The organism is Rhodococcus sp. 06-1474-1B, assembly GCF_002258885.1.
In the GTDB taxonomy this organism is placed as follows: domain Bacteria; phylum Actinomycetota; class Actinomycetes; order Mycobacteriales; family Mycobacteriaceae; genus Rhodococcoides; species Rhodococcoides fascians.
In genome coordinates, this window is record NZ_NOYR01000032.1 from 204,792 (window position 1) to 227,648 (window position 22,857).

Genomic DNA, 22,857 nt, shown 5'->3' on the forward strand with positions numbered 1-22,857 from the left:
AACTCCTGTCTCTGTAGCAACATTGCCAGGATGAGTCCGCGATCGGCAACGCATGCCGCCTCCAAGGCCAAAGCGACCAGAACGAAGTCAGCGGATCGTGTCGAACCCGATGCAGACGGGGTGTTCGGGGGGTACTCCGACGTCGGAAAGTACAGCCTCGCCTTCGACGAGATGTTCGACTCGGACGGTCGTACTCGAACGCCGTACAAAGGAATCCACACGGCGCTCGCCCCGGCGAACGCCGTGGACCTGGACGCCAGATCGGATGCGCTCGGACGCGCGTTCGTCGACCAGGGCATCACGTTCTCGCTGTCCGGCCAAGAACGCCCGTTCCCGCTCGATCAGGTGCCCCGCGTCATCGCAGCAGGGGAGTGGTCGCGTCTCGAACGCGGCATCAAGCAGCGCGTCAAGGCTCTCGAGATGTTTCTCGCCGACATCTACGGAGACCAGGAAATCCTGCGGGACGGCGTCGTTCCGAAACGCCTGATCACGTCGTGCGAGCACTTCCACCGTGAGGCCGTCGGCATCACCCCGCCCAACGGCGTACGTATCCACGTTGCCGGAATCGACCTCGTGCGCGACGCGCAGGGCACGTTCCGTGTCCTCGAAGACAACCTGCGCTCACCCTCGGGCGTCTCCTACGTCATGGAGAACCGCCGGACCATGGCCCGGGTGTTCCCGGACCTGTTCGCCAGTCACCGCGTGCGTGCCGTCGGCGACTACGCCTCGCATCTGCTGCGGGCACTGCGCGCATCGGCCGCCCTCAACGAGGCCGACCCGACCGTGGTGGTTCTCACTCCGGGCGTGGCGAACTCGGCGTACTTCGAGCACTCGCTGCTCGCTCGGCTGATGGGCGTCGAGCTCGTCGAAGGTCGAGACCTGTTCTGCCGAGACAACATCGTCTACATGCGCACCACCGAGGGTGAGCGTCAGGTCGATGTCATCTACCGACGAATCGACGACGACTATCTCGACCCCATGCAGTTCCGTCCCGACTCGGTGCTGGGAGTGGCAGGTCTGGTCAACGCCGCCCGCGCAGGCAACGTCGTCATCTCGAGTGCCGTCGGAAACGGCGTCGGCGACGACAAGCTCGTCTACACCTACGTTCCCACCATCATCGACTACTACATGGGCGAGAAGCCGCTGCTGGCCAACGTCGACACGTTCCGGTGCTGGCTCGACGACGAGTGCGAGGAAGTCCTCGACCGCATCGACGAACTGGTGATCAAGCCGGTGGAAGGTTCTGGCGGCTACGGCATCGTCTTCGGACCCGACGCCTCGCCGAAGGAACTCGCCACCATCAGCAAGAAGGTCCGCGCGGATCCGCGCGGCTGGATCGCCCAGCCCGTCGTACAGCTCTCGACGGTGCCGACGAAGATCGGCGATCGCTTGGTACCCCGCCACGTCGACCTGCGGCCGTTCGCGGTCAACGACGGCGACGACGTCTGGGTGTTGCCTGGCGGTCTGACCCGGGTGGCGTTGCCGGAGGGGTCCCTGGTGGTGAACTCCAGCCAGGGCGGCGGCAGCAAGGACACCTGGGTGCTCGCCACCCGTACGTCGCAGGAGGAGCAGGAACTTGCCGGCGACGAGATCGTCAGCGTTCCGCCGGAGTCACCGATGGCCGAACAAGGCCCGGAGCTGACGATGGACCAACAGATGAATCAGCAGCAGCAGCAGCAGCAACAGCAGCAGGCAACGAACTCGGACTCGAACGGCGGTGGACAGTAAATGCTCGCGCGCAACGCAGAGTCGCTCTACTGGATCGGGCGGTATGTGGAGAGAGCGGACGACACGGCCCGCATTCTCGATGTCACCGTCCATCAACTTCTCGAAGACGCCACAGTCGATCCCGACCACACTTCGCGAGTGTTGTTGCGAGTGCTCGGTTTCCAGCACGAGCCGGACGTCTCGCTCGACGTGTGGTCGCTTACCGAGGTCGTCGCCTTCAGCCGCGACGGATTGGGTTCGATCGTGGACTCACTGTCGAGTGCGCGCGAGAACGCCCGAGGTGCGCGTGAAGTCACGTCCAGTGAGATGTGGGAGTGCTTGAACACCACGTACAACGGATTGAACGAGCGCATCAGGGCGTCCAAGCGCACCGGCCCGGCCGAGTTCTTCAGCTACATCGAGGAGCGCGCCGCGATGTTCGCCGGTCTCGCGGACTCCACCCTCAGCCACGACGACGGCTATCGCTTTCTCCTGCTCGGTCGCTCGGTCGAGCGCATCGACATGATCGTTCGGTTGTTGCTCTCGCGAGCCGGTGACCGGCCGTCGTCGCCGGCGTGGGTCACTGTGCTTCGCTCGGCCGGTGCCCACGACACCTACCTGCGCACCTACCGCGGCGCGCTCGATGCCCAGCGAGTACTGGAATTCATGTTGTTGGACAGGCTCTTTCCGCGTTCGGTGTTCTACGCACTGACCGAGGCGGAACGGTCTCTCGACCAGCTCGATCATCAGCCGAACAGTCGCGTCGGTGCCCGCGCCGAGGCGCAGCGCCTACTCGGTCGCGCTCGAAGTGAGCTCGAATTCCTGCGTCCCGGTGCAATTCTCGAGGACCTGCAGGATCGGCTGCTGGCATTGCAGGAAACCTGCCGCGAACTCGGCGAGGCGATCTCGAAGCAGTACTTCCATGCCGCGCCGTGGGTGGCGTGGACCGATGCCGGGTCCGGCACATACGAAGATCAATTGGAAGGTGAACTGTGAGCTGGCGTATGCGTGTCGTGCACACCACGGGCTATCAGTACGACGCACCGGTGACGTCGTCGTACAACGAGGCTCGACTGACGCCGCGAAGTGACAACCGGCAGAACGTCATTCTGAACCGAGTCGAGACCAACCCGGTGACCCGCTCCTACCGGTACACCGACTACTGGGGAACGGCGGTGACGGCATTCGACCTGCACGCGCCGCACACCGAGCTCGAGGTGACCGGTTCGTCGGTGGTCGAGACCGACCCCTTCGTCTACCCCGACGAGAACGCCTCATGGGAGGAGCTGGCCAGCGACCCGATCACCGACCGCTTCAACGAGGTGCTCGACAACACCGAGTACGTGCCGAAGAACAGGCAACTCGCGTCGGTCGCGAAAAAGCTGTCGAAGGGTCTGCCGCCGCAGGAATCGGTCGTCGAGATCTCCAACTGGGTCAACCAGGAGATGTCGTACGTTCCCGGTACCACCGGTGTGCACACCTCGGCGGTGGAGGCCTGGTCGGAGAAGAAGGGTGTGTGTCAGGACTACGCCCACCTGACGCTGCTGATGCTGCGCAGCGTCGGTATCCCCAGCCGGTACGTCTCGGGCTACCTGCACCCGAAGAAACAGGCCGCGATCGGTGCGACGGTGGAAGGCCAGAGCCACGCCTGGATCGAGGCCTGGACCGGGGCGTGGTGGGGCTACGACCCGACCAACGCCATCGCCGTCAACGAGCAGCACGTGTCGGTAGGACTCGGCCGTGATTACGCCGACGTCCCGCCGCTCAAGGGCATCTTCTCCGGCGGCGGTTCGACGGCTCTCGACGTGGTCGTGGAGATCACGCGACTGGCCTAGCGTCGTGCGCGTTTTGCGTACCCAGGGATACGCAAAACGCGCACGAGGTCAGTTCCAGCCGTAGTCCCGACGCAACCGATCTGCCACGGACTCGAACTGAGCTCTACCGAGGATTGCGCCTTCGCGACGAATACCGTCCTCGGGCACGTCGAGAACTCGGTCCAGACGAATCCAGCTCGGTCGCCCCTCGGCGTCCCACGCACCGGATCCGATCGACTGCCAGTCGCGGTCGCCGTCGCGGCTGCTCTGGCTCGACAGCATCAGGCCGAGCAGATCGTTGCCCTCACGCCCGATGACCAGCACCGGGCGGTCCTTGCCCTGAGTGGCGTCTTCCTCGTAGGTAACCCAGGTCCAGACGATCTCACCCGGATCGGCCTTGCCGTCCAGATCGGGGGAGTACTCGATGGTCCGCGCCCGTTGGGCGGTCGGCCTGGTCTGCGATGCCACCGGACGGCCGGGGCGAGGTGCCGGAGCCGGTGTGCGCGACGCGCTTCCGGAGATCGCGTCCTTGCCTTTCTGCAGCGCACCGGAGTTCTGTAGTTGACGCAGTAGCCTCGGGCCCTCGCGCAGTGCGATCTTGCCCAGTTCCTTGCCGAATCTGCTCCAGTTGCCAGCCATGCGGCGAGTGTAGCCACGGCGGCAGCGCGACAAACCGCCCTGACTCACAGGGCGACCAGCCACGACGGACAGCCGGGGACGGCGCACCGTTCCGCTCGTGGGACGATAGGGAAACCCGTTCGCTCATTTCGAACACGCCAGCCGAAGGATACGAGTGCCCAGCTTCGCCGACACGACGTTCACCGATCCGTCCAGGATCAGGAACTTCTGCATCATCGCCCACATCGACCACGGAAAGTCGACGCTGGCAGACCGGATGTTGCAGCTCACCGGCGTCGTCGACGACCGGTCGATGCGTGCGCAGTATCTGGACCGGATGGACATCGAGCGCGAACGCGGCATCACCATCAAGGCGCAGAACGTGCGTCTGCCCTGGGTCGTCGACGGCGAAGAATTCGTTCTGCACCTCATCGACACACCCGGCCACGTCGACTTCACGTACGAGGTGTCCCGCGCGCTCGAAGCGTGTGAAGGTGCGGTCTTGCTCGTCGACGCTGCTCAGGGCATCGAGGCGCAGACGCTGGCGAACCTGTACCTGGCTCTCGACAAAGAGCTCACCATCATCCCAGTGCTCAACAAGATCGACCTGCCCGCTGCCGACCCGGATCGCTACGCCGCCGAAATCGCGCACATCATCGGATGCGAGGCCGACGACGTGCTGCGGGTGTCCGGCAAGACCGGAGTAGGCGTCGAGGAACTGCTCAACGAGGTCGTCAAGCTGGTGCCGGCCCCGGTGGGCAATCCCGACGGCCCGGCCCGCGCGATGATCTTCGACTCGGTGTACGACACCTACCGCGGCGTCGTGACCTACGTCCGAGTGGTCGACGGCGCACTCAACCCTCGTGAGAAGGTCACGATGATGTCGACCGGCTCGACGCACGAGTTGCTAGAAGTCGGCATCGTGTCGCCGGACCCGAAGGCCACGAAGGGCCTGGGCGTCGGCGAGGTGGGGTACCTGATCACCGGCGTCAAGGACGTCCGTCAGTCCAAGGTCGGCGATACCGTCACCACGTTCCGCAAGGGTGCTACCGAGCCGCTGACCGGTTACCGCGAGCCACGGCCGATGGTTTACTCGGGCCTTTACCCACTCGACGGCTCCGACTACCCGGACCTGCGCGACGCCCTCGAAAAGCTTCAGCTCAACGACGCGGCCCTGACCTACGAGCCGGAGACCTCCGTGGCTCTCGGATTCGGCTTCCGCTGCGGCTTCCTGGGGTTGCTGCACATGGAGATCACCCGCGAGCGGCTCGAGCGTGAATTCAACCTTGACTTGATCTCGACCTCGCCGAACGTCGTTTACCGCGTCGAGATGGAAGACGGTGCCGAGCACATCGTCACCAACCCGTCGTACTGGCCCGAGGGCAAGGCGCGGGAAGTGTTCGAGCCCATGGTCAAGTGCACCATCATTTCGCCGAGCGAGTTCATCGGCTCGATCATGGAGCTGTGTCAGGGGCGACGAGGCGAGCTCGGCGGTATGGACTACCTGTCGGAGACTCGTGTCGAACTGCGCTACACGATTCCGATGGCCGAGATCATCTTCGATTTCTTCGACATCCTGAAGTCACGTACTCGTGGATACGCCAGCCTCGACTACGAGGAGATCGGCGAGCAGAGCGGAGCGCTGGTGAAGGTCGACATCCTGCTGCAGGGCGAGGCTGTCGACGCCTTCAGCGCGATCGTCCACAAGGACGCCGCTGCGGCTTACGGCAACAAGATGACGACCAAGCTCAAGGAACTGATTCCGCGGCAGCAGTTCGAGGTGCCGATTCAGGCTGCCATCGGATCTCGCATTATCGCCCGCGAGAACATCCGCGCCATCCGTAAGGACGTGCTTGCCAAGTGCTACGGCGGCGACATCAGCCGTAAGCGCAAGCTGCTCGAGAAGCAGAAGGAAGGCAAGAAGCGAATGAAGACCATCGGACGGGTCGAAGTTCCGCAGGAAGCCTTCGTGGCGGCACTGTCCTCGGAGTCCTCGTCGGACAAGCCGAAGAAGTAGGGACGGGACTTCCGCTCTCTGAAATCGTTGTAACGCAACCTTTCCGGCCCCGCACCGTGTTCTCGGTGCGGGGCTGGTGTGTTTGTGTGGGGCTGGTGCGTGTTTGCGCGGGCTTATGCGATGTGGGGGCCGGCTCGGGCGTGGGATTGTCTCGGTTGTCGGTTGGGGTCGACGGTGGCCGGGGGTACGAACCAGGGGTGGTTGTCGGCGGCGATGAACACTTCCCAGTCGGAGTGGTGGATGAGGCGGTGGTGGAATCCGCAGAGGAGGACGAGGTTGTCCATATCGGTGGGACCACCGTCTGCCCAGTGCCAGATGTGGTGACCTTCGGTCCAGGCGGCGGGTTTGCCGCAGCCTGGGAACGCGCAGCCGTGATCGCGGGCAGTCAATGCGCGTTTCTGTTTCGCGGTGACGGTACGGGCGGTGCGGGCGAGGTTGAGTGGGTTGCCGTTCTCGTCCATGACGATGGCGGTGAGAATGCAATCGCAGGCGAGTTGGCGGGAGGTCTCGCGGGAGAGGGGTCCCATCCACGGTAGCCACCCGACCGACATGCCGTCACCGAACAGGTCCCGATACGCGCCGCGGTCGGCGGCCGGGCGATCTGGTTCGCCCTGGGGATCGGGTTCGTCGGCCGTGTCGGGGCGGATCGGGTTTCCGGTGTCGATGTCGACCGGATCGGCTGGATCGGTGTTGTCGGATTCTGCTGCGGCGCGGGTGGTTTCGTCGTCGGTGATGTCGCTGTTGTTCTGGCTGCTCTGGCTTTGGAGGTCCTGTAGTCGGATGTGCAGGTTGACGTGTGGTTTTTCGACGCCTTCGGTGGGGCGGTTGCTCGAGGCGAGGTAGCGGTCGAGGATGTGTCCGAAGGCGTCGGCTCGTCTCTTGGCGGGGCTGCGGTCGTCTTGGGTGCCGTCGGCTGCGGGGTGGGGTTCGGTCAACGGGGAAAGTGCGGTGAGCAGCTTTTCTCCGGTAATCGCATCGAAATCCATCTTCGCCACGAGACGTCCGTTGAGGGTTTTCGAGGCGAAGAGTTCGTTGCGGTCGGTGTCCTCGGCGGCCGGCTTCTTACCGCCGAAGGTGTCCTGCAACTTGGTGATGGCTGCACGGATGCGGTCGGTGCGCGCTTCGGGCCCGGTGGCGGCGGCGATCAGAGCTTTACGTGCGGCATCGCGGCCCTCTTGGGGGAGGTTCTTCGGGGGTGTTTCGGCGAAGGTGAGGATCAGGGCGGCGTGGTCGACGGACATGACGCCGGTGTTGACGGCGTCGGCGATGTCGGGGAAGTACTTCAGTCCGCGGGCGAGGGCAACGATCTTGGTGGCTTTGCTGGGGGTGAGCAGGGTGGTGGAGGTGAGCCACCCTGCGGGTCCGGGGAAGCCGAGTTTCTCCCGGCTCACGCGGGTGTCGATTTCAGCGACGAGAGCGATCCGCCGGGCTTCGAGCAGTTGGATCCGGTGGGAGACGTCAGCAGCGTCGGCGAGGAGTTCGCTTTCGCTCAGTTGCCAGATCTCCGTTGCCATGAACCAAGTGTATCGAACGGATGTTCGATACACAATGATGGTGCAATCGAAAACTATTGCTGTGCACAAGGATTTGGGAAGCGGAAGGTGTCGGTGGTCCGTGATATCGCTCGGAGAGTACATTTCGAATCTGTGACGACGCCAATCTTGAAGAAATTGCGTGTTCCCGTTGTCGGTGCGCCCATGGCGGGCGGTCCGAGTACTCCCGAGCTCGCCCGGGCTGTGTCCGAGGCCGGCGGACTCGGAATGATCGCCGGCGCGTTGTTGACGCCGGATGCCTTTGCCGCGCAGGTGGATTCGATGCGGGGTCTGGTGTTCGGGGTCAATCTTTTCCTACCCGAGGAGCCGTCGGGCGCGGATGTCGACTCCTACGCCCAGCATCTGGCATCGTGGTTCGAGCGATTCGACGCCGAACCCGGCGTGCTCAAACGCCGCGATGATTACTACCCGGAGAAATTCGCCTGGCTGCTTGCCCATCCGGTGCCGGTGGTGTCGAGTACTTTCGCCACCTTCGATGCCGACGAGGTTGCCCAGCTGCATTCGGTGGGAACCGAAGTGTGGGCAACGGTGTCAACCGCCTCCGACGCGTCCATCGCCACCGCGAACGGTGTGGACGCGCTGGTGGTGCAGGGTCCCGAGGCGGGCGGACACCGAGGCACGTTCGACGGGTCGGCTCCGGAAGAGCCGTTGACAGAGTTGCTGGTCGCAGTGCGCGAGATATCGGATCTGCCCCGAATCGCGGCCGGCGGGCTCATGGACGGCAACGACATTGCGCCGCTGCTGGATTCGGGTGCCGCGCATGCAGCCCAGCTGGGTACCGCGTTTCTGAACACTCCCGAGGCAGGAACGAAGCCCGTGCACCGCGAGCAGCTGGCCAGTGCGTCGGGTACCGCCGTGACGAAGGCTTTTTCGGGCCGTCCTGCGCGGGGCTTGGTGAACGAGTTCATGCGCGAGAACTCCGAAGCCGCCCCGCTGGCGTATCCCGATCTGCACTATCTGACCGCGCCGATGCGCGCGAAGGCCGCAGCTGCGGGTGACCCGTCGGGACTGTCGATGTGGGCCGGGACCGGCTATCGCCGCGCTCAGGCGAAACCGGCGGCCGAGCTGGTCGCCGAATGGGCGAGGCAACTCGGCCGCTGAACCAGACAGTTCAGGGGTTGGCGTGGGCGGGCTGGAAGTGTCCCGATGCCTGCGCTTCCTCTGCTCGGATGACGTGCACCACGGCGTTGATCAACGCCAAGTGCGTGAATGCTTGCGGAAAGTTGCCGAGGTGACGGCCGGTGCGATGGTCGATCTCTTCGGCGTAGAGCTTGAGCGGGCTCGCGTAGGCAAGCAGGCGTTCGCACAGGTGCTTGGCGCGCGGGAGTTCGTCGATCTCGACCAGAGCGGACACGAGCCAGAACGAGCAGATCGTGAACGTGCCTTCCTCGCCGGACAAACCGTCGTCGGTGGTGTCGGTTCGATAGCGCAGAACCAAGCCGTCCTCGGTCAACTCGTCGGCGATGGCGAGCACTGTTGCACGAATGCGTTCGTCGTCGGCCGGCAGAAATCGCAGGAGCGGTGCGAGTAGCAACGACGCGTCCAGAGAGGGATCTCCGTACCGCTGCGTCAGCACGCCGCGCGAGTCCACGCCGTTGTCGAGGATGTCGGCCTTGATCTCGTCGGCGATTTCGTTCCACTTGGTCGAGTAGTCCTTCTCGCCGTGGATATCGGCAAGCTTCGCACCGCGATCGAGCGCAACCCAACACATCAGCTTCGAGGACGTGAAGTGCTGGGGCTCACCGCGTACCTCCCAGATGCCACGGTCGGGTTTGCGCCAGTTCGCGATCGCTTCCTCGACCTGCCGCTTGAGCAGAGGCCACAGGAACTCCGGGACGTGTTCACGCGACTTGACGTGCAGGTACACCGAGTCGAGCATGGTGCCCCAGATGTCGTGCTGCTCTTGGTCGTAGGCACCGTTGCCGATACGTACCGGCCGGGCACCGTCGTACCCGGACAAGTGCGGTAGCTCGGCCTCGTCGAGGGTCTTCTCACCTCCGATGCCGTACATCACCTGAAGCGGGTTGACCTCCCCGTCTGCACTGGTGGCTACATCGGACATGAAGGCGAAGAAGTCGTTGGCCTCACGGTCGAGCCCGAGCGTGTACAGACCCCACAGAGCGAATGTCGAGTCGCGGACCCAGGTGTAGCGATAGTCCCAATTGCGTTCCCCACCAGGTGTTTCGGGTAGTGACGTGGTCGACGCGGCGAGCAGTGCTCCCGTGGGTGCGTAGGTCAGTCCTTTGAGGGTCAGAGCGCTGCGCTGGAGGTAGCCGCGCCACGGATGATCGGGGAATCGGCCGATCGTGATCCACTGCCGCCAGCATTCGGAGGTCTGCCACATCTTGCTGGCCGCTTCCTCGAACGTCTGCGGTGCGGCAAGATCGGACCACGACAGCGCGACGAAGATGTTGTCGCCCTCCGTCATTCGGGTCCGCGCGCGTGCTTCGCGGCCCTCGATGCCGATCCGAAGATTGGTGGTCAATTTCAGGGTGGGCTGGTCGCCGTCGGCGCTCGCCTCGCAGGTCGCGGTGGTCTCCTCGTACACCTTGCCGGTGTACTCCCATGTCGCGGGTGCCCGATGGTAGTCGAAGGCGGGCTCGCAGCTCATCTCCAATTCGACTGTGCCGCTGACACATTTGATGGTTCGAAGCAAGATGTGCTCGGCATCCCAGTCGCTCGGTGCGCGCTTGTGAGTTCGAGAACGCTGATCGGTGTTGTGCCAGGGGCCCATCACCAACGCGTCACGCACGATGAGCCACCCGGTCTCGGTCTGCCAGGTCGTCTCCACGATGAGGCCGCCGGGCAGGTATCGACGGGCGGCGGGTACCGACTGTCCGTACGGCCCGACGCGGAAGTGGCCCGCGCTTCGATCGAGGACGGCACCGAAAATACTGGGGGAGTCCGGCCGCGGTACACACATCCATTCGACGGAGCCGTTTCGGGCGATGAGGCACGTCGTCTCGCAGTCCGAGAGAAATGCGTAGTCGTCGATGGGCGGAAACGCGCTGCGGTAGGAGACCAACGTGGACACCGGCGCATCGGTGCTGCCCAACGCACCTTGGACTTCCGTTCCGCCCAGGCCTGGATGTCCTGAGCCCATGGCCGGCTCCTCGGCGACCGGGGGCACGGGCGAAACCTCATCGAATGCCGTCATGGCGTAATCATCGACCGATCCGTGGCAGCCGTCCACTGAGAGGCCGTACTCGGCGTGGCGCGGCTCAGGTGGAGCCCTGGTTTAAGCTGCGAGGATGGAATCGTTCGCGCGGTGGTGGGACGGCGTCGAGCTGTGGGTGACGGGCCTTCCGTTCGTTCCGCAGTCGGTGGTCGTCCTCGCAGTGCTCGTTCCGGTTGCGTTCGTCTCGGCTCGGGTGTTCGATCGCGTGCTGGCAGTGATCCTGCGCGTGTTGGGCCGTGACGCCAGCGCAGCACGCGAGGCCGAGCTCTCGGCCTCGACGTCTACGACGAAGGATGGACTGTAATGCCGCGGTCTCGGGTGACATGGGCTCTGATCGCGCTGCTGGCGTTGGTCGTCATCGCGTGGTTGATCACCCGCTGACACGCGCCCGTCGTGCACCTGCACGACTCCTCTGATTAGAGTCGGTCCGGAACCTCTGCTAGATTCCTGACCGTGTCTTCTGCCGCCGAGTACCGCGTCCGCCACCAGTTGGCGTTGATTGCTGTCGGCATGCTGGCAGTCGCCGATATCGACTGTTGTTGATTCTTTCCTTCGCGAATCGGTTTCGTCGATCCACTGTCGCCGCGTAGCGCAGTGTGTCCGCACGACGGACCGGAGTCCGTGCCGCCAGTTCGCTGCTTCGCCGGCCGGGTCCTGACTGCTACGGCGCTCAGCGCGAATCTCCTTGCGTGTCTTGTGTTCTTTCCTCATCGTCACACCACCATGAAAGGCCTTTCGCAATGAGGCATCGTTCTCGTTATCTGCTCACCACGTTCGCAGCTGTGGGAACTCTTCTGGTCACCGCCTGCGGCGGCGGTTCCAGCGATGTCGTCGGGGGCGGGTCGGACACTGCCAGTGGCCCGGCACTGACACTCGTCGGCTACGCAGTCCCGAAGAACGGCTGGGACGCAATCGGTCCGGCGTTCGCAGCCACCGAGGATGGAGAGGGTACGGCGATCAACGCCGATTACGGCGCATCGGGAAACCAGTCGCGCAAGGTTGCCGACGGCGCGCCTGCGGACATCGTCAACTTCTCCGTCGAGCCGGATGTCACTCGACTTGTCAAGGCGGGCAAGGTCGACGAGGACTGGAACCAGAACGCGTACGGCGGGGTGCCGTTCGGCTCGGTGGTGACCATCGTCGTCCGCGAGGGCAATCCGAAGAACATCCAGACGTGGGACGACCTGATCAAGCCCGACGTTCAGGTCATCAGCCCGAGCCCCCTCAGCTCCGGATCGGCGAAGTGGAACCTGCTCGCGCCGTACGCCGCCAAGAGCAACGGTGGCCAGGACAAGCAGGCCGGTCTCGACTTCGTTCGTACGCTCGTCGCCGATCACTTCCCTGTGCAGCCCGAATCCGGTCGCGCCGCAACCGAAGCGTTCCTGCAGGGACAGGGCGACGCGCTACTGAGCTACGAGAACGAGGCACTGCTCATCGAAGAGCAGGGACAGAAGGTGGAGCACGTGGACGTTCCCGTCACCTTCCGCATCGACAACCCGGTGGCAGTGATCAACAGCAGTGCGAACCTCGAGCGTGCGAATGCTCTGAACGATTTCGTCTACTCCGACGAAGGCCAGAAGATCTGGGCCGAGGCGGGTTTCCGGCCGACCAACCCGGAGATCGCCTCCGAATACTCGGACAAGTTCTTCACGCCCGAAAAGCTTTACACCATCGATGATCTCGGCGGCTGGACTCAGGTCGACGCCGACCTGTTCGGAGACAACGGCGCAATTGCGACGATCTACCAGGAAAGTACTCGGTAGATGTCGTCGTCGACCGGTGAACCCGCGGCCCCGGGTTCGATCGCCCCGCCCAGGGCGACACCTCGGTTTCGTGCTGGGCGGGAAGGTCGCAAGTTCCGGGGCCCCGGTTCGGTGGGTCCGCTGGGCCTCGGTGTCGCCGTTCTGTGGCTCAGTGTCATCGTGCTGCTGCCGTTGGCGGCGTTGACGGTTCAGTCGTTCGACGGCGGCCTCGGTGGTTTCTGGGATGCGGTCACCGAGACACGTGCCATCGCCACGTTCAAGGTGACTCTGCTGGTGTCCGTGGCTGCCGCCGTGATCAACCTCTTTCTCGGCACTCTGATCGCGTGGGTTCTGGTACGCGACGAGTTTCCCGGCAAGCGTTTCGTCAATGCCCTGATCGACCTGCCGTTCGCACTACCGACCATCGTGGCGAGCTTGGTGTTGCTGTCGCTGTACGGACCGTCGAGTCCGATCGGCATCGTCTTCAACGCCACCAAGCCTGCGGTCATCGTGGCGCTGCTGTTCGTCACGCTCCCGTTCGTGGTGCGTGCGGTGCAGCCGGTGCTGATAGAACTCGACAAGGACGTCGAAGAGGCGGCCGCATCGCTGGGTGCGAACAACTGGACCATTTTTCGGCGCATCGTGTTGCCGGTACTGCTTCCGGCTGTGCTCTCGGGCGGTGGGCTCGCGTTCGCCCGTGCCATCGGCGAATTCGGGTCTGTGGTGTTGATCGGCGGCAACATCCCCAACGACACGCAGGTCGCTTCGCAGTACATCCGTGAACTCATCGAGTACGACCGGCCGGTCGACGCAGCCGCAATCTCTGTGGTGCTGTTGGCAATCGCCTTCGCTGTGCTGTTCGTGCTCCGCATCATCGGCAACAGGTTGGCCAGACGGGAAGAGCAGATCTCGTGAAAATCGGTCTCCCGATCAAACTGTCCCTGCGTGCCGTCGCACTGATCTATCTCGCTGTGCTCGTGCTGTTCCCCCTCGGTGCCATCCTGTTTCGCACGTTCGAGGACGGGGTGGTGGCGTTCTGGGAGCAGATCACCACTCCCGCCGCGCAATCCGCTCTCCAACTCTCCCTGTTGATCGTGGCGATCGTCGTTCCCATCAACGTCGTGTTCGGAATCGTCACAGCGTTGGCATTGGTACGCGGACGGTTCCGCGGCAAGGGGATACTCGAAGCGATCGTGGACCTGCCGTTCGCGGTGTCGCCGATCATCACCGGCGTCGCGCTCATCCTGCTGTGGGGTGCCAACGGATGGTTCGGTGGCATCGAAAGCCTCGGTTTCAAGGTCATCTTCGCGCTACCCGGCATGGTCATCGCGACGATATTCGTCACCTTGCCGTTCGTCGTTCGCGAAGTGGAACCGGTCCTGTACGAGATCGGTGAAGAGCAGGAAGAGGCTGCCTCGACTCTGGGTGCGAGTACCTGGCAGACGTTCTGGCGAATCACGTTGCCTGCCATCCGATGGGGACTGACCTACGGCGTGGTGCTCACCGTCGCACGTTCGCTCGGAGAATTCGGCGCCGTCATCATGGTCTCCACCAACCTGCCCGGCATTTCCCAGACGCTCACACTGCTGGTCAATTCACGGTACGAGGACTTCAATCAGCAGGGCGCATACGCGGCGTCCACCTTGCTCATGGCGATCGCCGTCATCGTGCTGCTGCTGATGACGGTTCTCGACAAGAAGAGGACGAAGTAATGACCGAGACATCTTCCGAGATCGAGATCTCCGTGGTCGGCGCGAACAAGCGCTACGGCGATTTCGCCGCCCTCGATGACGTCAGCATCGACATCCCGAAGGGCTCGTTGACGGCGCTGCTCGGACCCAGTGGCTCGGGCAAGTCCACGCTGCTTCGATCCATCGCAGGCCTCGAGCAGCTCGATACGGGCCGAGTGGTGCTGGCAGGCCAGGACGTCACCTGGGTGAGCCCGCAGCGTCGCGAGATCGGGTTCGTGTTTCAGCACTACGCCGCGTTCAAACACCTGACGGTGCGCGACAACGTGGCGTTCGGCTTGCAGATCCGCAAGCGGCCCAAGGCCGAAATTGCCAAGAAGGTCGACGAACTGCTCGAGATCGTCGGTCTGGCGGGTTTCCAAGGCCGCTACCCGGCGCAGCTGTCCGGAGGACAGCGTCAACGCATGGCGCTGGCACGTGCACTCGCGGTCGACCCGCAGGTTCTCCTCCTCGACGAGCCCTTCGGGGCGCTCGATGCCAAGGTGCGCGCAGATCTACGGACGTGGCTGCGCCGATTGCACGACGAGGTGCACGTCACCACTGTGTTGGTGACCCACGACCAGGAAGAAGCGCTCGACGTCGCCGACCGAATCGCGGTGCTGAACAAGGGCAGAATCGAACAGGTCGGCACCCCGGAGGATCTCTACGATCGCCCTGCCAACAACTTCGTGATGTCGTTCCTCGGTCAGGTGGCCAGGCTGAACGGACTTCTGGTGCGCCCGCACGACATTCGTGTCGGGCGGGACCCGTCGTTGGCGCAGGCGCAGGCAAGTGGCACGGCAGAATCTGCCGGGGTGACGCGGGCCGTCGTCGAACGGGTCGTACGCCTCGGCTTCGAGGTGAAGGTCGAGCTCAAGAACGCGGCCACCGGCGAGTTGTTCGCGGCGCAGATCACGCGCGGCGACAGCGAGGCGCTGGGGCTGCACGAGGGCGAAACCGTGTACGTCCGTGCGACTCGGGTTCCGACGATCACGGATACGACCGAATCGGCTCCGGTGCACTGATCGGACGAGCAGGACCGTTCGTGTTACGCGATCGAGCGATCGTGCGCGAGAGCTGCGTCGTACCGCCGGAAGGCGAGCTCGGCCACTGCCGGATGGTGGCCCAGAACATCGGCGTACGTCACGTTCGGGACGCCGACCAGCACCTGTGAGATGCGATCGGTGAGCCTCCCGGGTGCCAGAAACCAGGGAGCCACCACGATCCGGGTGGCTCCCAGCGCGTGCAACTGCGCGACCGCGTCCAGTGGAGACGGATCGACGGACGTGGCGAAACAGGTGACAACTCCCGCCCAGCCGGTGCCGGACACCACTTCGTTCGCAACTCGACGGCTACGGTCGTTCGCCGAGGAATCGCTCGATCCGACGGCAGCCAAGGCAACTCCGACGGTCGAATCGCCGAACACCGCGCCGGCGTCGAGAGCGCGATCACGAACGGCGTCGACGAGAAGTGGGTCGTCGCCCAGCACCTCGGATTGACCGATCGATACGTGCGGATGCCGCACCCGCGCTGCAGCCAACAATGCCGGCAGGTCCACTCGGGCGTGGAAAGCACTGCCCAGCAGCAGCGGAACCGCGACGATGCGAATATGCCCGGCATCGGCCAGCTCGTCGAGTGCCTGCTCGACACTGGGCTCACTGAGGTCGAGAAACGCCACGCGGACATCGAGATCCGGACGCCGTCGACGCAGGACGTCGACGGCGCGGTGGACCGTCTCGCTCGAGCGGGGATCGCGGCTGCCGTGCGCTACCGCGAGCAGAGCCGTCACGCCGGGACTGCCGACCCCAGCTCGACAGCGGCCAGTGCGTTGCCCACCAGGCCGGCTGCCAGTGTGTTGCCACCGGCCGGATCGATCAGCAAGAAGCTGCCGGTGTGCCTGTTGACGGCGTAGTCGTCGGCCACGATCGGCTCGGCAACGCGAACAGAAATGCGTCCGATCTCGTTGAGCTCCAACGATTCCGGGCCCTCGTGTGCAGTGAGGTCCTGTTCGTCGAATCGCTCGACGAGCGCCCCGACGATGGCCTGGGTGGTACGAGTGCCGTGCTTGAGCAGCAGACGAGCGCCCGGGCGAAGCGGCTTCTCGGCGAGCCAGCACACCGTGGCCTCGAAGTCGCCGATCGGTTCCGGTGCGTCCTGCGGCGAAGCGATGGTGTCGCCGCGGGAGACGTCGACATCGTCGGCCAGAACGAGGGTGACGCTACGGCCGGCATGCGCGGTACGCAGCTCGCCGTCCGCGGTGTCGATGCGCTCCACTGTCGTTCTGGTACCCGACGGCAGGATGACGACCTCGTCGCCGACGTCGACGGAGCCTGCTGCGACCTGGCCGGCATATCCGCGATAGTCCGGGAATTCCGCTGTGCGCGGCCGGATCACGTACTGCACGGGGAAGCGCAGACCGACCCGGTGCGGTTCGGCGTCCACCGGGACCGACTCGAGGTGCTCGATGAGGGTGGGCCCGTCGTAGTACGGGGTCTTGTCGGACTTGACCGCGACGTTGTCGCCGTGCAGCGCGGACACCGGAATTTCGATGACGTCTTCGCTGGACCAACCGAGCGAGGAGGTCAGCGAATTGAACTCGGCCGAGATGTCGGCGAACACCGTCGCGGGGTCTTCGACCAGGTCGATCTTGTTGACGGCGAGCACCAGGCGCGGAACACCGAGCAGAGCCAGAACGGCTGCGTGCCTGCGGGTCTGGGTGATCACACCTTTACGGGCATCGACGAGCAGGATGACGAGCTGAGCAGTCGACGCACCGGAGACGGTATTGCGGGTGTACTGCACGTGTCCGGGGGTATCGGCTAGCACGAACGAGCGGTGCGGCGTCGCGAAGTAGCGGTAGGCGACATCGATGGTGATGCCCTGTTCGCGTTCCGCGCGTAGGCCGTCGACGAGGAGGGATAGGTCCGGTGTGGCCAGTCCCTTGTCCACGGACGCGCGTGTGACGGCATCGATCTGGTCTGCGAGAACAGATTTGGTGTCGTACAACAGGCGTCCGACAAGAGTGGACTTGCCGTCGTCGACGCTGCCCGCGGTGGCGAGGCGAAGAAGCTGGGTGCCGCGAGTGGAGCCTGCGGAATGACCGTTGGATATGCCCGTGCTGCTCATCAGAAGTATCCTTCTCGTTTGCGATCTTCCATGGCAGCCTCGGACACGCGGTCGTCGCCGCGAGTGGCTCCGCGTTCGGTCAGCCTGGACGCCGCGACCTCGGCGAGGATTGCTTGATTGTCGGCAGCCTCGGACAGGACGGCACCGGTGGTGGATCCGTCGCCGACAGTGCGGTAGCGCACCGACAGTGTCTGCAACTCTTCACCTTCGGCCGGTCCGCCCCAGACGCCCGGCGTCATCCACATGCCGTCGCGCTGATACACCGGGCGCTGGTGGGCGTAGTAGATGCTGGCCAACTCCACGTCGTCGCGAGCGATGTAGCGCCAGATGTCGAGTTCGGTGAAGTTGCTGAGCGGGAACACGCGCACCTGCTCGCCGGGGGAGTGCTTGCCGTTGTACAGGTTCCACAGTTCCGGACGCTGCTTCTTGGGCTCCCACTGCCCGAATGCGTTGCGCAGCGAGAAGATTCGCTCTTTGGCGCGGGCGCGTTCCTCGTCGCGTCGGGCACCGCCGAACACGGCGTCGAACCGGTTCTCGGAGATCGCGTCGAGGAGAGGAACCGTCTGCAGAGGGTTGCGGATGCCGTCGGGGCGCTCGGTGAGACGTCCGTCGGCGAGGTACTCCTCGACGCTGGCCACGTGCAGGCGCAGGTTGTACTTCGCAACCACGTGGTCGCGGAAATCCAGCACCTCCTGCAGGTTGTGCCCGGTGTCGACGTGCAGCAATGCGAACGGCAGGGGAGCGGGCCAGAAGGCCTTGATCGCCAGATGCAGCAGAACCGTCGAGTCCTTGCCACCCGAGAACAGGATGACGGGACGCTCGAATTCGCCGGCCACCTCTCGGAAGATGTGGATGGCTTCGGACTCGAGTGCGTCGAGGGTGTCGAACCGATCTGCATCGAGATGGGTGCGTCCGACGGTCGCCGTCGTGAGGTCGAGTGTCATGAGGCGTGCAACCCACATTCGGTCTTGGCCTTGCCGGCCCAACGACCGCTGCGCGGGTCGGCTCCGGGGGCAGGTTTGACGGTGCACGGTGCGCACCCGATGGACGGATATCCCTCGTCGACGAGAGGGTTGACCAGGATCGAATGTTCGTCGATGTAGGCCTGCATCTCCTCGTCCGACCACGGTGCGATCGGGTTGATCTTCACCAGGCCGAACGCGTCGTCGAACGAGATCAACGGAGCGTTGGCGCGCGTCGGGGCCTCGACTCGCCGGATGCCGGTGACCCACGCGCTGTAGTTCGCCAGTTCCTTCTTCAGCGGCGCCACCTTGCGCATCGCGCAGCAGCGGTTCGGTTCGCGGGCGAACAGGTCCTTGCCGTCGATCGCATCCTGTTCTGCGACAGTCTTCTCGGCGCGGGCGTTGACGACGTGCACGCCGTAAACGGCCTCGACGGCATCGCGCGTTCCGATGGTCTCGGCAAAGTGGTAGCCGGTGTCGAGGAACAGGACGTCCACTCCGGGGTGAACCTGTGCGGCGAGGTGAACGAGAACCCCGTCCTGCATGTTGGAGGCGACGATGAAATCGCTACCGAAGGTGTCCTCGGTCCATTGCAACAACTCGAGCGGGCTTGCGCCGTCGAGTTCGCGGGCACCGCGCTCGGCGATGTCCTTCAGTTGGTCGACCGTCAAATTCAGTCTGGTACTCATCGCAAATCCGCCTCGTCTGCTCGCACGGCCCATTGAGCGAACCGTTCGCCGTCTTCGCGGTGCTTGTCGAAATTGCGCACCACTCTGTCGATGTAATCTCCCAGCTCGGAGCTGTTGACCTTGTGCTGACGCAACTTTCGGCCGAACGCACTGTCCAGGCCGAGGCTGCCTCCGAGGTGAACCTGGAAACCCTCGATCTGATTCCCGTCCCCGTCGTCGACCAACTGTCCCTTGAACCCGATGTCGGCGATCTGCGACCGCGCGCACGAGTTGGGGCAACCGTTGATGTTGATGGTGATCGGAACGTCGAGTCGACTGTTGATATCGGACAAGCGCTCTTCGAGCTCGGGGACGAGAACCTGTGAGCGCTTGCGGGTTTCGGCGAACGAGAGCTTGCAGAACTCGATGCCACTGCACGCCATCAGATTCTTGCGCCAATGCGAGGGGCGAGCCGGTAGGCCCAGCGCATGGAGGTCCGAGATCAGCTGCTCGAGCGTCTCGTCCGGAACATCCAGCACGATCAGCTTCTGATACGGCGTGAATCGGACGCGATCCGACCCGGCCTTCTCGGCGGCGTCGGCGACGGCCGCGAGGATGGTGCCGGACACGCGACCCGCGATGGGCGCGACACCGACGGCGTTGAGCCCGTTCTTGAGCTTCTGGATCCCGACATGATCACGGGGCCGAGCGGGCTTCTCGGGAGCCGGGCCGTCGATGAGCTTGCGGTGCAGGTACTCGTCCTCGAGGACCTGGCGGAACTTCTCGATGCCCCAGTCCTTGATGAGGAACTTCAGGCGCGCCTTGGTGCGAAGCCGGCGGTAGCCGTAGTCACGGAAGATCGAGACGACGCCTTCCCACACATCGGGAACGTCCGCGAGCGGAACCCAGACACCGACGCGCTGCGCGAGCATAGGGTTGGTGGACAGGCCGCCGCCGACCCACAGGTCCAGGCCGGGCCCGTGCTCGGGGTGGTTGACACCGATGAAGGCGACGTCGTTGATCTCGTGCACTACGTCCTGCAGACCCGAGATCGCGGTCTTGAACTTGCGTGGCAGGTTCGAGTACTCGGGCTTGCCGATGTACCGCTCGACGATCTCGTCGATGGCCGACGTCGGGTCGAGAATCTCGTCGACCGCTTCACCTGCCAGCGGGGAACCGAGCACCACACGGGGGCAGTCTCCGCACGCCTCGGTCGTCTTCAGGCCGACTGCCTCGATCCGACGCCAGATCTCGGGGACGTTCTCGACCTCGATCCAGTGGAACTGGACGTTCTCGCGATCGGAGAGGTCCGCGGTGTCGCGGCCGAACTCCTTCGAGATCTGAGCCAGAGTGCGCAGCTGCTCCAGATTCAATGCACCGGCATCGCACCGGATGCGCATCATGAAGTACTTCGCCTCGAGCAGGTCGATGTTGTCGTCACCGGTGAAGGTGCCGTCGTAGCCCTGTTCACGCTGGGTGTAGAGACCCCACCAGCGGAACCGGCCGCGCAGATCGCCCTTGTCGATGCTGTCGAAACCCTGCTTCGAGTAGATGTTCTCGATGCGGGCGCGCACGTTGAGCGGGTTGTCGTCCTTCTTGGACTGCTCGTTGGCGTTGAGCGGCTCTCGATAGCCCAGAGCCCACTGGCCTTCGGCGCGACGCTTGGTCGGCCGCGGCGCTCGCTCTCGCGGTGTGGCGGAGGCAGCGTCGGTGGTCGCGTCGCTGGTCGACGACATGCAATGCTCCTGCATCTTCGGTGCGGGCCGGCTCCGATCGTTGCGCAGAAGAGCGCTCACAAAATGGTGCGGAACCGGTGGATCGAATGGACTTGCTCCAAGGAGGGCTGGGTCAGCAGCCGGTCGTGTGTCGACACGACGCGCTGCAGACGCGGCCGAGATCGACATGGCGGCGCGCCACGAGTCGAATTCCTGAGTCGGTCACGGGTGCCATTGTGCCACGTCATCGACCGGGTGCCGACCGCGGCAGCCTATTTACCCCAAAATTCCGGTAAATAGGCTGGCAGGGTGCGAGTCGTGCGTGCACAGCGCCCTGGGCGGCGCGTGCATCGGGCCGCCGGTGAACTCTGGGACACTGGAGTCCGTGAATACCGTCGTCGATACCTCCTCAGTCTTCGAGCTGCCGTCCGGCGCATTCGACGGAGTGGGGGAACGTGCGTTCGGGATCTACGTGCATGTGCCCTTCTGCGCCACGCGATGCGGGTACTGCGACTTCAACACGTATACGGCCGGGGAGCTGGGCACATCGGCGTCGCCGCAGTCCTGGTTGGAGGGCCTGCGCAGAGAACTCGACGCTGCGGCGAACCTGATCGGAACGGGCGCGGGTCGAGTACCGACGGCCGACACCGTCTTCGTCGGAGGTGGGACGCCGTCGTTGCTCGGAGGCGACGGCCTCGCGGACGTATTGGGCGCGGTCCGGTCGAGCTTCGGGCTGTCCGACGGTGCGGAAGTGACCACGGAATCGAACCCGGAATCGACGTCGCCTGCATTCTTCGAGCGGCTGCGCGACGCCGGGTTCACGCGGGTGTCGTTGGGCATGCAGTCCGCGGCACCGCACGTTCTGGCGGTTCTGGATCGCACCCACACACCGGGACGAGCGGTGGCCGCGGCGAAGGAAGCGTCCGCAGCCGGCTTCGAGCACGTGAACCTCGACCTCATCTACGGAACGCCGGGCGAGCGAGACAGCGATCTCGATCAGTCCCTCGCTGCGGTGCTCGACGCGGGTGTCGACCATGTCTCCGCGTACGCACTGATCGTCGAGGACGGCACCGCCATGGCGCGAAAGGTGCGTCGAGGTGAGTTGCCCGCACCCGACGACGACGTGTTGGCGAGCCGATACGAGCGCATCGACACGGCCATGAACGCGGCGGGCCTGTCCTGGTACGAGGTATCGAACTGGGCCGCCGATGCCGATGCGCGGTGCCGGCACAACATCGGCTATTGGGACGGCGGCGATTGGTGGGGTGCCGGGCCGGGAGCGCACAGCCACATCGGCGGCACGCGATTCTGGAACGTCAAACACCCGGCTACCTACGCCGATCGGCTCGCCGCGGGCGAGCTGCCGGTGCAGGGCAGTGAGCTGCTCACCGCGCAGGACCGTCATCTCGAAGAACTGATGCTGACCGTGCGTCTGCGCTCAGGAGTGCCGACGAGTCTGCTGGGGCCGACCGAGCTCGCAGCCGCCGAGCAGACCGTGGCGGACGGGTTGATGGTGCAGCGAGGCGATCACCTCGTGCTGACCGACCGCGGCCGGTTGCTCGCCGACGCCGTGGTGCGCACCATCGCCGCGGCCTGAACGATCTGTTTCAGGCTGCAGTGTTCTCGGGCCCTCGAACCCTCAGGCTCCCAGGGCGTCGTAGTCGAACACTCTGGCGTGCAACACCGTTCGACTGCGCAGCGCCGCCCGGACAGCGCGGTGCAGGCCGTCCTCGAGGTAGATGACGCCTCGGAACTGCACAGCATGGGGGAACAGGTCGCCGTAGAAGGTGGAGTCCTCGGACAACAACCGGTCGAGTTCGAGCACCTTGGTGGTGGTGACGATCTCGTCCAAACGCAGTTGGCGTGGAGGAATTCTCGACCAGTCCCTGATGGACAGGCCGTGCTCCGGGTAGGGCTTACCGTCTCGTACACCCTTGAAGATCATCGCGAGCCTCGAACCGCTGGACCGAATCGAAAGACAGTTTCCACTCGGACCACAGTAAGGCCTTGCACGAGCATGCGTTCCTCGG

21 protein-coding genes are annotated in these 22,857 nt (G+C 64.4%); 12 read left to right on the plus strand and 9 right to left on the minus strand.

The window, feature by feature from the left end; all coding sequences use genetic code 11:
• Positions 1–171 precede the first annotated feature (171 nt).
• The 3 genes from CH266_RS18835 to CH266_RS18845 are packed head-to-tail and all read left to right on the plus strand — an operon-like array spanning position 172 to position 3,542.
• Entirely contained in the window at positions 172–1,728 is a 1,557-nt protein-coding gene (locus CH266_RS18835) for a circularly permuted type 2 ATP-grasp protein (protein WP_205913094.1), read from the plus strand.
• On the plus strand, positions 1,729–2,703 hold the full coding sequence (locus tag CH266_RS18840) for an alpha-E domain-containing protein (RefSeq protein ID WP_032368183.1): 975 nt from the start codon (positions 1,729–1,731) through the stop codon (positions 2,701–2,703). It begins immediately after the preceding gene.
• Positions 2,700–3,542 carry a transglutaminase family protein gene (locus tag CH266_RS18845; RefSeq protein ID WP_196248540.1) on the plus strand — a complete coding sequence of 281 codons (843 nt, stop codon included), beginning with the start codon at positions 2,700–2,702 and terminating at the stop codon, positions 3,540–3,542. The genes CH266_RS18840 and CH266_RS18845 overlap by 4 nt, the downstream gene beginning before the upstream one ends.
• Before the next feature lie 48 nt (positions 3,543–3,590).
• Here the strand turns inward: CH266_RS18845 and CH266_RS18850 are convergent, their stop codons facing one another.
• Complete coding sequence (locus CH266_RS18850) at positions 3,591–4,160, minus strand: type II toxin-antitoxin system PemK/MazF family toxin (protein ID WP_027497518.1); 570 nt, start codon at positions 4,158–4,160, stop codon at positions 3,591–3,593.
• 148 nt (positions 4,161–4,308) lie between these two features.
• On the opposite strand from CH266_RS18850, the gene lepA reads away from it, so the two are divergent.
• Positions 4,309–6,156 carry a translation elongation factor 4 gene (lepA, locus tag CH266_RS18855; RefSeq protein WP_045194648.1) on the plus strand — a complete coding sequence of 616 codons (1,848 nt, stop codon included), beginning with the start codon at positions 4,309–4,311 and terminating at the stop codon, positions 6,154–6,156.
• A gap of 113 nt (positions 6,157–6,269) precedes the next feature.
• Here the strand turns inward: lepA and CH266_RS18860 are convergent, their stop codons facing one another.
• Positions 6,270–7,670: an HNH endonuclease signature motif containing protein gene (locus CH266_RS18860; RefSeq protein WP_094715921.1), complete on the minus strand. Its 1,401-nt coding sequence runs from the start codon at positions 7,668–7,670 to the stop codon at positions 6,270–6,272.
• A 132-nt stretch (positions 7,671–7,802) separates the two neighbouring features.
• Here CH266_RS18860 and CH266_RS18865 point away from each other — a divergent pair, with 132 nt between their 5' ends.
• Positions 7,803–8,810, plus strand: coding sequence for an NAD(P)H-dependent flavin oxidoreductase (locus tag CH266_RS18865; RefSeq protein WP_094715922.1), 1,008 nt, complete (start codon positions 7,803–7,805; stop codon positions 8,808–8,810).
• 10 nt (positions 8,811–8,820) lie between these two features.
• Here the strand turns inward: CH266_RS18865 and CH266_RS18870 are convergent, their stop codons facing one another.
• Complete coding sequence (locus CH266_RS18870) at positions 8,821–10,866, minus strand: glycoside hydrolase family 15 protein (protein WP_094716040.1); 2,046 nt, start codon at positions 10,864–10,866, stop codon at positions 8,821–8,823.
• A gap of 94 nt (positions 10,867–10,960) precedes the next feature.
• Here CH266_RS18870 and CH266_RS18875 point away from each other — a divergent pair, with 94 nt between their 5' ends.
• The 6 genes from CH266_RS18875 (at position 10,961) to CH266_RS18895 (ending at position 15,381) form a co-directional block, all read left to right on the plus strand.
• Complete coding sequence (locus CH266_RS18875) at positions 10,961–11,191, plus strand: hypothetical protein (RefSeq protein WP_027497514.1); 231 nt, start codon at positions 10,961–10,963, stop codon at positions 11,189–11,191.
• A gap of 149 nt (positions 11,192–11,340) precedes the next feature.
• Positions 11,341–11,430 carry an Ms4533A family Cys-rich leader peptide gene (locus tag CH266_RS26050; RefSeq protein WP_310180897.1) on the plus strand — a complete coding sequence of 30 codons (90 nt, stop codon included), beginning with the start codon at positions 11,341–11,343 and terminating at the stop codon, positions 11,428–11,430.
• A 197-nt stretch (positions 11,431–11,627) separates the two neighbouring features.
• Entirely contained in the window at positions 11,628–12,650 is a 1,023-nt protein-coding gene (locus CH266_RS18880; protein ID WP_032368180.1) for a sulfate ABC transporter substrate-binding protein, read from the plus strand.
• Entirely contained in the window at positions 12,651–13,544 is an 894-nt protein-coding gene (gene cysT, locus CH266_RS18885) for a sulfate ABC transporter permease subunit CysT (protein ID WP_255175957.1), read from the plus strand.
• Entirely contained in the window at positions 13,541–14,341 is an 801-nt protein-coding gene (gene cysW / locus CH266_RS18890) for a sulfate ABC transporter permease subunit CysW (RefSeq protein ID WP_027497511.1), read from the plus strand. The genes cysT and cysW overlap by 4 nt, the downstream gene beginning before the upstream one ends.
• Complete coding sequence (locus CH266_RS18895; protein WP_032368179.1) at positions 14,341–15,381, plus strand: sulfate/molybdate ABC transporter ATP-binding protein; 1,041 nt, start codon at positions 14,341–14,343, stop codon at positions 15,379–15,381. Before cysW ends, CH266_RS18895 begins: the two co-directional genes overlap by 1 nt.
• 23 nt (positions 15,382–15,404) lie before the next feature.
• Here the strand turns inward: CH266_RS18895 and CH266_RS18900 are convergent, their stop codons facing one another.
• Genes CH266_RS18900 through CH266_RS18920 form a run of 5 tightly spaced genes read right to left on the minus strand, consistent with a single transcriptional unit; the run spans position 15,405 to position 20,848 of the window.
• Positions 15,405–16,145 (minus strand): sirohydrochlorin chelatase, encoded by a 741-nt coding sequence (locus CH266_RS18900; RefSeq protein ID WP_094715923.1) that lies wholly within the window; start codon positions 16,143–16,145, stop codon positions 15,405–15,407.
• Complete coding sequence (locus tag CH266_RS18905) at positions 16,142–17,482, minus strand: sulfate adenylyltransferase subunit 1 (protein ID WP_052056313.1); 1,341 nt, start codon at positions 17,480–17,482, stop codon at positions 16,142–16,144. The genes CH266_RS18900 and CH266_RS18905 overlap by 4 nt, the downstream gene beginning before the upstream one ends.
• Complete coding sequence (cysD, locus tag CH266_RS18910; protein WP_027497507.1) at positions 17,482–18,426, minus strand: sulfate adenylyltransferase subunit CysD; 945 nt, start codon at positions 18,424–18,426, stop codon at positions 17,482–17,484. The genes CH266_RS18905 and cysD overlap by 1 nt, the downstream gene beginning before the upstream one ends.
• Positions 18,423–19,133: a phosphoadenylyl-sulfate reductase gene (locus tag CH266_RS18915; RefSeq protein WP_032368442.1), complete on the minus strand. Its 711-nt coding sequence runs from the start codon at positions 19,131–19,133 to the stop codon at positions 18,423–18,425. The genes cysD and CH266_RS18915 overlap by 4 nt, the downstream gene beginning before the upstream one ends.
• Positions 19,130–20,848: a nitrite/sulfite reductase gene (locus tag CH266_RS18920; RefSeq protein WP_094716041.1), complete on the minus strand. Its 1,719-nt coding sequence runs from the start codon at positions 20,846–20,848 to the stop codon at positions 19,130–19,132. Before CH266_RS18920 ends, CH266_RS18915 begins: the two co-directional genes overlap by 4 nt.
• 364 nt (positions 20,849–21,212) lie before the next feature.
• Between CH266_RS18920 and hemW the strand changes: the two genes are divergently transcribed.
• The gene (gene hemW, locus CH266_RS18925) at positions 21,213–22,424 is read left to right on the plus strand and encodes a radical SAM family heme chaperone HemW (RefSeq protein ID WP_094715924.1); all 1,212 of its coding nucleotides are present in this window, start codon (positions 21,213–21,215) and stop codon (positions 22,422–22,424) included.
• Positions 22,425–22,466: 42 nt separating this feature from the next.
• On the opposite strand, the gene CH266_RS18930 is transcribed toward hemW, so the two are convergent.
• Positions 22,467–22,772 (minus strand): type II toxin-antitoxin system VapB family antitoxin, encoded by a 306-nt coding sequence (locus tag CH266_RS18930; protein ID WP_027497503.1) that lies wholly within the window; start codon positions 22,770–22,772, stop codon positions 22,467–22,469.
• Positions 22,773–22,857 lie beyond the last annotated feature (85 nt).

Excerpts from the sequence above, each read along its gene's own strand:
- CH266_RS18875 (WP_027497514.1), top strand. The coding sequence starts at position 10,961 with ATGGAATCGTTCGCGCGGTGGTGGGACGGCGTCGAGCTGTGGGTGACG.
- CH266_RS18835 (WP_205913094.1), top strand. The coding sequence starts at position 172 with ATGTTCGACTCGGACGGTCGTACTCGAACGCCGTACAAAGGAATCCAC.
- CH266_RS18840 (WP_032368183.1), top strand. The coding sequence starts at position 1,729 with ATGCTCGCGCGCAACGCAGAGTCGCTCTACTGGATCGGGCGGTATGTG.
- CH266_RS18905 (WP_052056313.1), bottom strand. The coding sequence starts at position 17,482 with ATGAGCAGCACGGGCATATCCAACGGTCATTCCGCAGGCTCCACTCGC.
- CH266_RS18895 (WP_032368179.1), top strand. The coding sequence starts at position 14,341 with ATGACCGAGACATCTTCCGAGATCGAGATCTCCGTGGTCGGCGCGAAC.
- CH266_RS18870 (WP_094716040.1), bottom strand. The coding sequence starts at position 10,866 with ATGACGGCATTCGATGAGGTTTCGCCCGTGCCCCCGGTCGCCGAGGAG.
- CH266_RS18880 (WP_032368180.1), top strand. The coding sequence starts at position 11,628 with ATGAGGCATCGTTCTCGTTATCTGCTCACCACGTTCGCAGCTGTGGGA.
- CH266_RS18920 (WP_094716041.1), bottom strand. The coding sequence starts at position 20,848 with ATGTCGTCGACCAGCGACGCGACCACCGACGCTGCCTCCGCCACACCG.
- CH266_RS18850 (WP_027497518.1), bottom strand. The coding sequence starts at position 4,160 with ATGGCTGGCAACTGGAGCAGATTCGGCAAGGAACTGGGCAAGATCGCA.
- CH266_RS18915 (WP_032368442.1), bottom strand. The coding sequence starts at position 19,133 with ATGAGTACCAGACTGAATTTGACGGTCGACCAACTGAAGGACATCGCC.
- cysD (WP_027497507.1), bottom strand. The coding sequence starts at position 18,426 with ATGACACTCGACCTCACGACGGCGACCGTCGGACGCACCCATCTCGAT.
- CH266_RS18930 (WP_027497503.1), bottom strand. The coding sequence starts at position 22,772 with ATGATCTTCAAGGGTGTACGAGACGGTAAGCCCTACCCGGAGCACGGC.
- CH266_RS18860 (WP_094715921.1), bottom strand. The coding sequence starts at position 7,670 with ATGGCAACGGAGATCTGGCAACTGAGCGAAAGCGAACTCCTCGCCGAC.
- cysT (WP_255175957.1), top strand. The coding sequence starts at position 12,651 with ATGTCGTCGTCGACCGGTGAACCCGCGGCCCCGGGTTCGATCGCCCCG.